We start from the raw sequence: 12895 nt of genomic DNA on the forward strand, positions 1-12895 counted from the left end.
GAGCACTCTCCATGTGGAGAGATTAATACTCATTATGTCTGCACAGCTTGGTCAATGAAAGCTAAGGGTGCGGCTCTCTGTCGTATGTCGAAGCTGACTTCGATCGCCATGCAACAAACTTCTTCTGGATAGTCCGGGTGATGCTGTCGCCGGTATCACTATGATGAAGCGCAAACATCAGTAAGACAATCGGCCCCGACAAAACCCAGCCGACGATCAACCAAACAACCCAGGACCCACCGAAAAACAGATGCATCAAAAAGCACAGACCGATGGTGGCTGCGGATGAAAAAAACACCTTTAAAATGATCATTGCCTAAATTGTCCTACTCGGCAGCAAGATTGCCGTGACCTTTGTTATTTTGTGGCCTTAGCAACAACCTTGAGATATTTTGACCATATTTGGTACTTCTATTTAATTTCACAAGCTTATTGGCAGAATCCGGCCACGCAGGTGACAAAATGAACATTGATATTGGCATCTGCACATTCCGCAGAGATAGTTTGTATGACACGCTTGAAAGCTTAAGCCGACAAAATCTGGAAGCTCACTGGCGGCTGCGTATTATCGTTTCCGATAATGATGAACAGCCTGTTAAGCAATCTGAAATCGAAGCATGGGCAGCAGAACTTGGCGTCAACTTAAAGTATGTCCACGCACCTGCGCGTAACATCTCGATTGCGCGCAATGCTTGCTTGGAAAACGCTGAGGCCGACTTTCTTCTATTCATCGACGATGATGAGACAGCAGAGCCAGGCTGGGTTATGAACTTGCTAGAAACAGCGACCCGAGAACAAGCGCAGATTGTTTTTGGGCCAGTCTATGCCGTTTATCCACCTGATGCGCCGAAGTGGATGAGAGACAATGAGATACACTCCAGCGTTCCCTCGAAATTAAATGGCAAGGTTGAGACAGGCTTTTCCGGCAACGTCTTGCTTGATCTTCGTGAACCTAAATTGCGTGATGCTCGATTTCGGCTGGATTTTGGCAAGACAGGTGGCGAAGATATCGACTTTTTCTTTCGCCACTATCGCGCAGGCCTTCAGATGGCGATCAGCAAAGATGCGATTGTTTATGAACCTGTGGCTCCCGCGCGCCTGTCATTCAAGTGGTTATCTCTTAGAAGTATCGCGACAGGCACGATATACGGGTTTTGTGCCCGGCAAGATACTCGTGGAAAAACCGCCAGCCTTATGGGCAAAAGCATTGCAAAAATCTCTTACTGTTCAGTGAGAACACTGGCTTCTATTTCCAACAGAAAAAAACTGACATTCTGGGCTTTGAGGGGCTGCTTCCATATTGGGGTGCTGCGCGGGTGTTTTCGAAAACCGCACAATGAATTTTATGGGTAGTCACGCGCTGAGTTATTTAGCTTGGTTTTGCTAGATTTTGGCCAAGACCAAAAAAAACCCCGAGGCGACGTGTGTTGCCTCGGGGATCTTTGTTTTTCAAAAGATGCGGCCTAAGCCCATCTCATGCTGAGTTCAGAATATGAAGCTGCTGTCATCAAAGCTGCTGAGACCGAGATCGGTTGCCATGGAATCTGTGCCAACCGTTAGAAGCTGACCATTGGCTTCCATCTGGGCTTCAGTGCCCACAAGGTTTTTGGTATTTTTCAGCAATGCAACTTCGACGAAGGCATCGGCACCACCATCTGTGTCGATTTCCAGCATGGTGTCGGATCCGGAAGCGACAAAGCGGACAAAGTCGCTGATGTTGTCGGCACCTTTGGTGTAACCCTCAAGTGCATCACCCACATCAAGGAAGTTCCACCATGCGTAGTCCTCAACGGTGTCAACTTCGCCGTCCACAAATGAGAACTTGAAGGTGTCTTTGCCCTTCCCACCTGTCAGTGTGTCGGCACCGGATCCGCCATCAAGGATGTCGTTATTGTTTCCGCCATCCAGCGCATCATTGCCGGCGCCACCATAAAGCGTGTCACCATTGTCGCCGCCACTCAGCGTGTCATTTCCAAGGTTGCCAAAGAGCGTATCGCCACCGTCGCCGCCAAAGAGGAGGTCATCCCCAGCTAGGCCATCGATCAGATCTGCGTCCGAGGTGACCAGAGCAGAGCCGTCGTCGTTACCGTCGGTCAGTTTTGTGACACCTGCTCCGCCAACAACATCCTGATCCACAGGATCAGGCGCGTTGTCGTCGCTTCCGCCGGTGTTATGACCAGTGTCGCTATCGTCGTGTGAACCCGTATCACCATCTTGGTGATCGCTACCGCCATCGGTTGCAACGTGGTCGCCGGGAGTGGATTTGGCTGTCAACAGTTTGCCATCGGCAACCATCTTGGCTTCGGTGCCCTCCAGGTTGCGCACATTTTCAAAGATGGCCACTTTGACAAAGCCATCTGCCTTGCCTTCCTGGCTGATCTCCAAGAGTGTGTCGTCTCCAACTGTGGTGAAGCGGACAAAGTCGGCGATATCGCTGCTGCCTTCAGTGAAGCCGATCAAAGCGTCACCCACATCAACAAAATTCCACCATGCATAGTCTTTGACGGTGTCAACAGCACCATCAATCAGGGAGAATTTGAAGGTGTCTTTACCTTTGCCGCCTCGCAGAATGTCAGCACCAGACCCGCCATCAAGGATGTCATTGTTGTTGCCGCCATAAAGCGAGTCATCGCCGGCACCACCATAAAGCGTATCACCGTTGTCTTCGCCATAAAGGGTGTCATTGCCCGCGTTGCCAAATAGCGTGTCTCCGCCATCTGCGCCGTAGAGAACGTCATTGCCAGCCAGGCCATCAATCAGATCGGCGTCTGCAGTAGACAGATCTCGACCGTTGTCATCGCCATCAGTCAGTGTGGTTACACCGTTACCGCCAATCACGTCGTGATCGTGTGAGCCAGAGCCACTGTCTCCGCCAGTATCGCCACCTGTGTGACCGCCGTTGTCCCCATCGGTATCACCACCGGCATCGCCACCTGTGTGACCACCATGGTCGCCGCCTGTATCACCACCGGTATCGCCTCCAGTGTCGCCGCCGGTATGACCGTCGTGATCACCGCCGGCATTTCCGCCATTATCGCTGCCGTCATGGCCGCCATCGCCTTCACTTGGCGAAGTGTTGGTGCGCGCTGTCAGCAGGGAGCCATTGGCCTCCATTTCAGCCTCTGTACCCTGAAGATTTTTTACACCTTCAAGGATAGCGACTTTTACAAAGCCGTCTGCTTTGCCTTCTGGGCTGATTTCCAGAAGTGTGTTGTCGCCCGTGGTTGTGAAACGCACAAAATCTGTGATGTCATTTGCGTCGGCAGAGTAACCGATCAAAGCGTCTCCGACGTCGACGAAATTCCACCAAGCATAGTCTTTAACGGTGTCGACTGCGCCATCCACCATGGAGAACTTGAAGGTGTCTTTGCCCTTGCCGCCCCGCAGGATGTCGGCACCGGACCCGCCATCAAGGATGTCGTTGTTATTACCGCCATAAAGCGAGTCATCGCCGGATCCACCGAACAATGTGTCGCCACTATCTTCACCATAGAGCGTATCGTTGCCCATGCTTCCGTAGAGCGTATCACCGCCGTCATTGCCATAGAGGACATCGTTGCCGCCGAGGCCATCGATGACGTCTGCACCCTCGGTGCTCAAAGAACGGCCGTCGTCGTCACCATCTGTCAGTTGAACAGCATCGGGATCAGGAGTTGTGCCAGAATCGCCACCTGTGTGGCCGCCATGATCGCCACCGGTATCACCGCCAGTGTCGCCACCTGTGTGGCCGCCATGATCGCCACCGGTATCACCGCCAGAATCGCCACCTGTGTGGCCGCCATGATCGCCACCGGTATCACCGCCAGTGTCGCCACCTGTGTGGCCGCCATGATCGCCACCGGTATCACCGCCAGTGTCGCCACCTGTGTGGCCGCCATGATCGCCACCGGTATCACCGCCAGTGTCGCCACCTGTGTGGCCGCCGTGGTCTCCGCCGGTTTCATTGGAGAAATCATCGTCAATGGAGCTAATGCCATCTTCGTAATAGTGTTTGATTTCTCCGGAGGGCGCGACGAACTTGTCGATGCGATACTGCTCTAGATAGGAATTCGAAAACCCTTCGAGCTTCAATGGAATGTGTACCGCTTGGTTTTCGCCGGTCACACGGTCACCAACCCACCAATAGAAACCGAGGTCCCAGGATCCGTCCGCGTTCTTGATGGCGCCAAACTTGTCCAGCACGTAGTCCATTTCGCTTGAACGAATTGTGGTCTGCAGGCCGTCAAAAGTATGCACATCTTGGCGGTACCAAGTGTTTGCATGGAAACGGAATTCCCCTGCGGTATCGGTCAAGGTGCCGCGAATATCGAGATCAGACCCACCTGCGCGGATTGTCATCTTCGTTCCGGAGTCTGCTTTGAACGTGATCTGCTCTACCGGCTTCAGTTTGCTACTGTCGATGATTTGGTTTGCGACGTTTACGAGATTGCCGTTCGCATCACGCGCACTCAAAGTTTTGCTGACATCACGATACGTAACATCGACATACACGGCATCTGCATTGAAACCACGTGATGAGAGAACCTCGAATGAGTCTTCGACGTGTACGTTGGAGAGGTTTACACCTTCGACTTTGTCTCCAACTTTGAAAGCTTTACCAACATTCACAAGCAGAGTGTCTTTAAAGACATATTCGTTTGTGTAGTTGAAGATGTGTACAGCTTCATTGTGAATGTTATAGCCGGTAAGGTCCTCGAAAGTTTGCTGAATGTCGGTCGCATTGTCGATGTTGCGGTGTCCTGTGAAAACACCCTGCTCGACAGCGATCATCTGATTGCCAGTGAAGCCAACAATTGAGGTGTCTTCTTCATCGTAGCGTTCAATTTCTTCGAATGGTTCACCAGATGGATCAAACTGCACCACATCCGCGAGAGGGCCTTGAGTACTTGTCTCCGAAGTGTTGAACATCCAGGCGGTTTTGGAGTTCGCCGCGATGTTGTCTTGCTGAACGATTTGGCGTGCTTGGCTTTCGAAGGCCACACCTTCAATGCCGAAGTCGCCTGTCTTTTCCAGCGTCAATACATTGGCAGCGCCATCGTAGTTGGGGTCACGGCCCGTTCCAACCGTAGACGTTACGAAGTTACCAATCCATTGACCGGTTTCATTGGCATCTTCGGATACAATCCCTGCGCCGGCGACACCGTAAACGAAGTTGTAGTCGATCGCGGCGTGGCTGTCGTGGTGCACAATGCCCCAGCCCGGGCTGCCGGTGACAGAGTTACCTTCGATGATCGCGAGTGTCGCGTCTTCTGCGGCACCTGTACGGTGAATGTGAAGCGCATAGCGCCCTTCGACATTGTCGTCGCCGGGGTTACGTGCGGTACCGATGACATCTTCGCCAGGGCCATTTTTGATGCCTGGGCCACGATTGGACCAGTCATTTGCATCCCAGAGTTCGTTGGTGTTGATCGGTTTTGATTTGTCGGTGCGGCCCAGCTCATGGAACTCTGCAAAGCGCACTTCCACATCCGGGTTATGCATAAACATAACGTGGCCGCGTACACCTTCTGGATTTTCGGATTCAAAGCTCACGTTGCGGGTTGAGTTACCAACATAAACGGACAGCTCATTGTCGATGCCGTCACGACCCACATAGTCAGGTGTATGGTGATCATACTGTAGAGGGCGATCAATGGTCACAACGCCGGTTTCTGCGTTGATCGCTACGATTGTCACTTCTTCGTCTTGGGTCTGCAGAACTCCGTTGGAGTCGTTGCCAACATATTCTGTGCCCATGACTACCAGCTTGTCGCCAACCTGCCAGCTGTCCACATCCCCTTCAAGTTTCAGGGTGGTGTCGCCTTTGGAAGGTTCGTCCGACAGCTTGAGATAGGGAGCTTTAGAGGCACCTTGGATCTCGACCTGACCATGCGTGACAAGGCCATGGCTTAGTTGTGACGGATCCGATGACAGGTCAATCGGGCCATCTGTGAAGATGATTTCGGCAGAAACATCCGGCTGAACCGGGTTCCCTTCGACACCAATCGTCAGAATGGAACTGGATCCAGTGAAAATGGATTCCACTTCCATGCGCGTATCTGTATCTACTGCGAAGTGAAGGCCCCCATCGACACCCACAGTTTTGAGTTCGGCGGTACTTACACCGTCATAGACAACAGAGATACCCTGCGGAATATAAACATCAGCGCCTTCGCCTGGAATCTTGCCGTTTGCCCATGTCGAGGCGTCAAACCAAGAACCGCCATTGATGGCTACAAAGGTGTCTGGATCGCTTGCATCTGGAAATAGATCGACGAGACTTGTGTGCTCGCCCATTTTCACGGAATCATCCATATGGGCGCCATGCCCACCAGATATCATTTCTTTTTGTTTCTGGATGGCTTCTGCCAAAGAGATACTACCCGAACCGATAAGATCCTGGCCAGCATCACCGGCCCCATGCCCGGCATGGTGATCCATCTCCATCGTGTGCGTCATATCGTTCATTTCGTCTCCAGTCGTTTCGCATACCAAAGGCTCAGCCAAAAGGCCGACATAAATAATTAGAGCAGTGCAAACCGCCCTGATTTCAGTGCTGTAGTGAATTCGAAACGGCTGAGTGGTGTACCGCCTCGATACTGCATTGCCGATGTAGCGCGCAAAAGTAACCAGAACCATAATGCGGAATAGTGCGCCGAAAGATCGGCAAAAACCCGCGTGAAACTGTAAAAGGACATTCCATAATCCGCCTACTCGAACTCTTCGACCAGCCTCTGGAATAAAAATGCCCGGCAATATTCTGGAAATGGCCCACAATAAACTACATGCCGGAACCGAAACCACGCCGACCACTGCTTGCAGCGACCTGTCAATGATCAAGCTAGAGTTCCAACATGTCATATTGGCGCCCGGACCTTGGCGAAACTGTGACTAATAAGTCCGTATTAATTTGTCTCTTCGCACTAATGAAAGTCCACTCTATTTGCGAAAGTTGTCGATACGATCAAGCTCCTCAATGATGGAAATGGTTGTTCTTAAGGGCATTATATCGCTCTCAACCAATTCCCCCGTCAAACATCTCGCAACTTCATCTATTTCAAATTGTAACCCTCCGCCACGAAATGAGGCAGAAATCGCCCTGGATGGTGGAAAAACAGTCCGAATCGCTTTCTTTAATTTTTGACCTGAATAAGAAGAGGCGAATCGAGATTTTAAAGAACTTGGACTTTTAGAAGGATTTGAAAACGTCACAGAGGAAAAATTAGCTTCGCGGGCCTGAATAAACGGGGCTGAAAGAGAGAGCCGCGCCTTGGTCCCCGAAATAGTGAGCGCGTTCTCCAATTGAGTGGCATGACTTACAGTTATTGCCGAAAGTGGGTTAAGCTCGCGTTTGGTGTTATGGCGCAGTGATATCGTTGCGGTCCTAACTGAGCCGTTTTCTGAGCGCTGCAGATCGCCACCGACAACCTCAAACGGCCCAAGAAGATACTCAGCAATGGAAAGTCCGTAGCACCCAAGGTCATTGAGCGCCCCACCGCCGAGCGCTGGATCGGTGATTGGGTCGCCTTGGTGTTCAGCTCTGGCAAAGCCAAGCGTTGCGTTTAAGTGTGCAATCTCACCCAGCTCGCCACTTCGGATCTGGCTGCGCGCCTTTGTCAGCATCGGAAGAAAGCGAGTCCACATCGCCTCCATGCAAAACACATTTGCGGCCTTTGCAGCCGCGACGATTTCTCGCGCATCCGAAGAATTTGTCGCAAATGGCTTTTCACATAAAACGGCTTTGCCTGCAGAAATAGCGATGAGGCAATGCTCTTTGTGCAGCGCATTGGGTGTCGCGACATATATTGCATCAACGGCATCCGACGCCGCCAGTTCCTCGTAATTTGCAAACACCTTCGCTCCGGGGTGAACATCCGCAAGCCGCTTGGCGTTCTCCTTTGATCGTGACGCGATGCCTGAAAGTGTACCCGTACGGGTGAATCTCATGTCCCACGCAAACTGCTGCGCGATCGACCCTGAGCCAAAAATTCCCCACCGGATCTTTGCTCCGCTCATGATTTGCCGCCTTTAGCGTTGGGTGACCCTGCCTTAGCAGCGCGCCCGAACAACGACCTGCACTTTGCGCTACCTCTTATTATGAACTGTTCACTGAGATTTCTCAGCAGCTCCTCGATCACAGGAAAGGGGGCATAAAAGCAGCGAATAGCCTCAAGCGGGCTACGAGATTTGACCGCATCAATTAGTCGAAGCCAGTGCCATTTTTTGAGCGTCTCAATGTAGTGCGCCTTCAAAGCAGCCCGATCCTCGGGCTTTAGCGCAGGACTTGCCATCAATAAGAGGTCCCCCTGCACCAGCGCCCCCAAGTCCCGCGTAGAATGATCACCGCTCAAGGAGGTTGGCCGCATCACGGCAACGTATCCACAAGGATCCGTCAGACAAAATCTCGCGCCACTCAAAAGCGCGGAGGCATAAAATATGTAATCTTCCCCCAAACGAAGACTTTCGTCGTAGCGAAGGTTTGCCTGCTCCAGGAATGTTCTGGAAATAAGCGGCTTTATGAAACCTAGCTCCCGACGCCCGCCACGTTCGCTTGAAAGGTTCCCTTGGACGAAGCCCGCGAAATCTATGCTGAGTTCGTTGATTGGTTCATCTGAAATCAAACGCTGGCGAGGGCCATCAATGTCACTTTCAGGCACCTTGAAGAGGTCGTCCGCGATAAAATCCCAATGTGTTTCTTGTGCGATAGCCAAAAGTGCTCTGAGGCGCCCTTTCTCCATAAAGTCATCTGAGTCCAGAGGTGTAACGTAAGGCGCGCGAGCTTCATCTAATGCAAGGTTGCGCGCAGCAGCAGGGCCCCGATTATTCTTCTGCCTTAAAACACGAACCCGATTATCTGCTGCTGCCAGCCTCTCAGCACAAACCAGTGTTTCATCTGTAGAAGCGTCATCGACCACAATAACCTCTACTGAGACCCCCTCTTGCTGTAGCGCAGATTTTACCGCGCGAGAGAGCGTCTCAGCGGCATTCCAAGCCGGGATAATTACCGAGACAGATGGTATATCTTTAGTGGCAGTCAAGTCCGGCCAACCATTGCTTTAGGTGGATTGTGCAAATGGCATCTCTGTTGCCAAAAAGAAAACCGACAACAAAAATAGAGGCTTGATGCGGAGTAATCTGTTGCAAACCGCTTTGAGGCACGGCAATCTTCGAGCATCTTTAAGTTCTTAACCCACTAATTTCAAAATCAAATCGATAGAACCGTATTAGACTCAGATGACCGATGCAACGGTAATAATTGCAGCATGGAATGCTAAAGCAACGATTGAAAAGTCAGTAAGCAGTGCCCTTGGTCAGCGGGATGTAAAAACGCGTGTCGTGATTATTGACGATGCGTCAGATGAAGATTTTGTAGATCAAATTCCAGTGCGAAACGACGTGGTCTTCGAAAGATTGGCCCATAACGGTGGTCCCGCCGCAGCACGAAATGCAGCGCTAAATCACTGCGGAGGAAACTGGATTTGCGTGCTTGATTCTGACGACACGATGCAGCCAGACCGCCTCAAAGAAATGATTGCATACGCGGAGGAATTTGATGCCGACGTCTTGCTGGGAAACTTCCAAAAGGTCGATGAGCAAGGGCATACATACGAGAATGGCGCTTTTCTAAGGCATAACGAAATTAAGATTGGCGTTAAAGTTGCATTAGAGGAATACGTTTCCGAGAATACAATTTCCCCAAAATCAAAAAACACGGGGTATTTAAAGCCGATATTTCGTAGATCTTTCATCGAAGAGAAAGAACTAGAATACAATAGAAGCCTGAGAAATGGCGAGGACTGCCACCTGATTTTTGAAGCGTTGGCGAAGGGGGGGAGAGTTCTCGTTTGGCCAAAAGCTGACTACCTCTACACTGTTAGGAGAGGGTCGATTTCTCACCGAATAGATCCCGATCACTTCGAAGCACTGATCAAAGAAGATTGTAGGTTTGTCGATAGATATCATAACGATATCAGTAATCATGCGATTGATCTATTTCGCGAAAGAGAGATTGGCCTTAGGAAAATGATGGAAACCGAACGCATCATGTCAGCGTTGAAAGCTAGGCAAGTGGGTGCAGCCTGCCGTCACTTATCACGTCACCCCTATGTTATTCCGATGGTCGGGCATCAGCTGCTGGAGGCAATAAGGAATAGAATTACTTAAAAAAGGCGCGCTTGAAAGGTATAGCGCCACTTAGTGGCTTTGTAATAAATTGAGAATTAATCCTTAAGGGTATATCTCGCGTATCAATCCGTATAGCTTCAAGAGATGAACACCCTAAGGTGGATTCAAATTTGACGACCTCTGCCCCAGTTTATGCAACGATACTGATGCATCGCCGCCTGAGCAACCTCAAGTCGGGTAGCGGTGTGCACCTTATGTGCCTTTGCTCAATCCTCTTTGACGCAGGCTATCAGGTTCGCATTGTCGCCGCGCCGACCACCAGTTTTGGTCACATCCCATTTTGCCGCCCCGACCCTGTTTTGTACGACAACAACATACCTGTCATTTGGCCCGGAAGCCTGAAGGTTGGTAGACTTTATGTCTCGACCCGTTCGCGGGTCTGGAAAAAATTTATTCTCCGCGCCCTCGCAAGCGTGACGTCTCTTACCACGGGCTTAAACGGAGGGCGGCGACTTTCTTTTCCTAGCGCTTTGGGCCAAACGCTTGCAGATTGGGAGGCTGAAGAGGTCCAATGCGCAGCAAATGCTTTGGGTGCAGATTTGGTGATTGCCGAGTACTCTTCCCTCGCCCCTTTGCTCGGCGGCTGTAAGGCTAAGATGCGTGGCGTTTTGATGCACGACCTTTTCTCCAGTAGGGCAGTGTCTTTTCAGGAGTCCGGGATATGCCCAGACCATAATCCCATCACTCTAGATCAAGAGGTCGCGCGCCTGCGTGACGCGAATATTTGCATTCACGCCTCACAAATTGAAGCAGATGCAGTCAAGCACCATCTTCCAGATGCAGAACATATCTGGATGCGCCCACGGCTCACAAAAAACACCGGAGATGCAAGCGCCCCGCAGCGTGTTGTTTTTATTGGCGTAAAACATGGCGGCAATCGCGCCGCATTAGACATGATCCTAAAAGAGATATGGCCCCGCGTTTGGGAAGAAACCGGCGTAGAGCTATGGATTGTCGGCGAAATTTCCAAATGGGTGGAAGGCAGACACGACGGTGTACGCTGCGTAGGTTTTGTTGAAGATCTACGTACATTAGGTGATGGAAATACTATTGGCATTGCGCCCATGCTGGTCACGAGTGGGATAAGTATCAAAATCGGCACATATCTCGAGCTCGGCATGAGAGTTGTCACTTTCAAAAAGACTCTCGAAGCTTATGGCGACATGCTGGATGGCCTGGTCACCGCAGTCGATACGCCAAAAGAATTCACAGAGACCCTCATTGTTATGCTGACGAAGGCCGCAGAGCAGCAAGGCTGCCCGCAAGATGCTGTCCAACGGCTTGAAGCCGAAATGTCAAATGAAGAACTTTTGGAGGCACTTCGTTGCCGTTAGCTAAGTGCGCCCAAGCGATAGTTCGCCTGCCGCGATGGATTGGCGCCTGCCGCATGCGGCGACAGGCGCTCTAGATCAGCCAGGGATCACTTCATCCGCAGGGACGAGACGCTGCTCGACGTTTATCACATCGCCCGGCAGTACGATCGTGTCAGCGCCTGGTATCATTTTTGCAGCGTCACCACGTCCACGTTGCAAACTGAAGATCGTTTCTGTCTGGAGATCCTCATCAACTACGGTATTCGTTGCGCCTCGCTCCAACAATAGCAGGCGTACGGTTTCGCGACGACTGAGAAGCGACTCTATTCTTGCGCTCACGTTCTGCAGCTCTACAGCGGCTTGCGTTGCTCTGTTCGCTCTCAGGGCAACAATATCTCTCTCAGCTTCCTTGATGCTCTGGCTGGCTCGAAAGAAGGTATTTTGCAGGTCAAGCGTCTTGGCTTCCACATCAAAAACGCCTTTCTGAGCTTGAGTTAACTGGGGAGCCTTAGCCAAACCTTTGTCGACAAGAGATTGCGTATTCTCAAGATACTCCTGCGCGAGGCGCAACTGTTCTTGTTGGCTCTGAATCTTTTTTTCAACGTTTTCGATTTCCGTCGTCAGCAGCGCGATTAACTCCATCAAAGAAGCCTGCTCGCGTTCTAATGCGGTTCTACGAGAGCTGAAAATGCGCGTCTCCTCGTCCAGCAAGCGCGCGAGCTTATCAGCGCTGCTGTCTCGCCCGAGTGTTTCGGGAAACCGCAGCTCAGTATGCTCCTCAATTTCTGCACGCAAACGATGCGAGGTTATTTGAGCACGAAGAAGTTCTGCTTGAATTTGCTCTAGCGAACCTGTTTCACGCAGCACGGACAGCGGATCGCCATTAACTGTGTCGAGATGCCGGCCACCACCCGCGAGGGCAAAAGCTTGAAGCACTGTCAAACCTGGTTGTGCCGAATACGCTCCGGGATTGTCCACATCACCAAGGATGTAAAACGCGCCGTACTCAACAACCTCAACAGAGGTCGACGGCGGATCGTTGCTCCGCACCTGAGCCTTAAGCGCATCCGCGACATCGTATGCGAGCTCTTCAGGCGTGCGTCCTGCCGCCGGCAGATGCCCCGCGAGCGGCACCATGACGCGGCCTTCAGATTGCACGGAGAACTCTCCGCTCACAGCGCGCCAGATCACATAGTCTCGCTCACCTTCATCCCAGATCACAACCCGAAGGCTGATTTTATCTCCAGCTGAGAGTCTGTATACGCCGTCATTTTCTAGTGACTGCGCAATCCCCAATGACGCAGAAACCAAAAAACTTAACGAAATCAGCAAAGCCCAAATAATGCTCTTTTCCTTCCGAGCAACGAAGTGACACCCGAACATCACACCGCCACCAGAACTTTCCATTTAAAACTAGA

8 protein-coding genes are annotated in these 12895 nt (G+C 51.4%); 3 read left to right on the forward strand and 5 right to left on the reverse strand.

Going from position 1 to position 12895, the window contains the following annotated elements:
- Positions 1–61 precede the first annotated feature (61 nt).
- Positions 62–313: a hypothetical protein gene (locus tag ACO07T_RS19265; protein WP_422050732.1), complete on the reverse strand. Its 252-nt coding sequence runs from the start codon at positions 311–313 to the stop codon at positions 62–64.
- A gap of 149 nt (positions 314–462) precedes the next feature.
- Here ACO07T_RS19265 and ACO07T_RS19270 point away from each other — a divergent pair, with 149 nt between their 5' ends.
- Positions 463–1353: a glycosyltransferase family 2 protein gene (locus tag ACO07T_RS19270; protein ID WP_422050733.1), complete on the forward strand. Its 891-nt coding sequence runs from the start codon at positions 463–465 to the stop codon at positions 1351–1353.
- Between the two features lie 132 nt (positions 1354–1485).
- Here ACO07T_RS19270 and ACO07T_RS19275 read toward each other — a convergent pair whose 3' ends face one another.
- The 3 genes from ACO07T_RS19275 to ACO07T_RS19285 form a co-directional block, all read right to left on the reverse strand.
- Positions 1486–6447 carry a G8 domain-containing protein gene (locus ACO07T_RS19275; protein ID WP_422050734.1) on the reverse strand — a complete coding sequence of 1654 codons (4962 nt, stop codon included), beginning with the start codon at positions 6445–6447 and terminating at the stop codon, positions 1486–1488.
- Positions 6448–6918: 471 nt separating this feature from the next.
- The gene (locus tag ACO07T_RS19280; protein ID WP_422050735.1) at positions 6919–7995 is read right to left on the reverse strand and encodes a Gfo/Idh/MocA family protein; all 1077 of its coding nucleotides are present in this window, start codon (positions 7993–7995) and stop codon (positions 6919–6921) included.
- The gene (locus ACO07T_RS19285; protein ID WP_422050736.1) at positions 7992–9017 is read right to left on the reverse strand and encodes a glycosyltransferase family 2 protein; all 1026 of its coding nucleotides are present in this window, start codon (positions 9015–9017) and stop codon (positions 7992–7994) included. The genes ACO07T_RS19280 and ACO07T_RS19285 overlap by 4 nt, the downstream gene beginning before the upstream one ends.
- Before the next feature lie 196 nt (positions 9018–9213).
- Between ACO07T_RS19285 and ACO07T_RS19290 the strand changes: the two genes are divergently transcribed.
- Positions 9214–10143 (forward strand): glycosyltransferase family 2 protein, encoded by a 930-nt coding sequence (locus tag ACO07T_RS19290; RefSeq protein ID WP_422050737.1) that lies wholly within the window; start codon positions 9214–9216, stop codon positions 10141–10143.
- A 131-nt stretch (positions 10144–10274) separates the two neighbouring features.
- Positions 10275–11498 (forward strand): glycosyltransferase family 4 protein, encoded by a 1224-nt coding sequence (locus ACO07T_RS19295; protein WP_422050738.1) that lies wholly within the window; start codon positions 10275–10277, stop codon positions 11496–11498.
- A 75-nt stretch (positions 11499–11573) separates the two neighbouring features.
- Here the strand turns inward: ACO07T_RS19295 and ACO07T_RS19300 are convergent, their stop codons facing one another.
- On the reverse strand, positions 11574–12884 hold the full coding sequence (locus tag ACO07T_RS19300) for a polysaccharide biosynthesis/export family protein (protein WP_422050739.1): 1311 nt from the start codon (positions 12882–12884) through the stop codon (positions 11574–11576).
- Positions 12885–12895 lie beyond the last annotated feature (11 nt).

The sequence above is a fragment of the Shimia sp. genome (assembly GCF_965227725.1).
Lineage (GTDB): Bacteria > Pseudomonadota > Alphaproteobacteria > Rhodobacterales > Rhodobacteraceae > Shimia.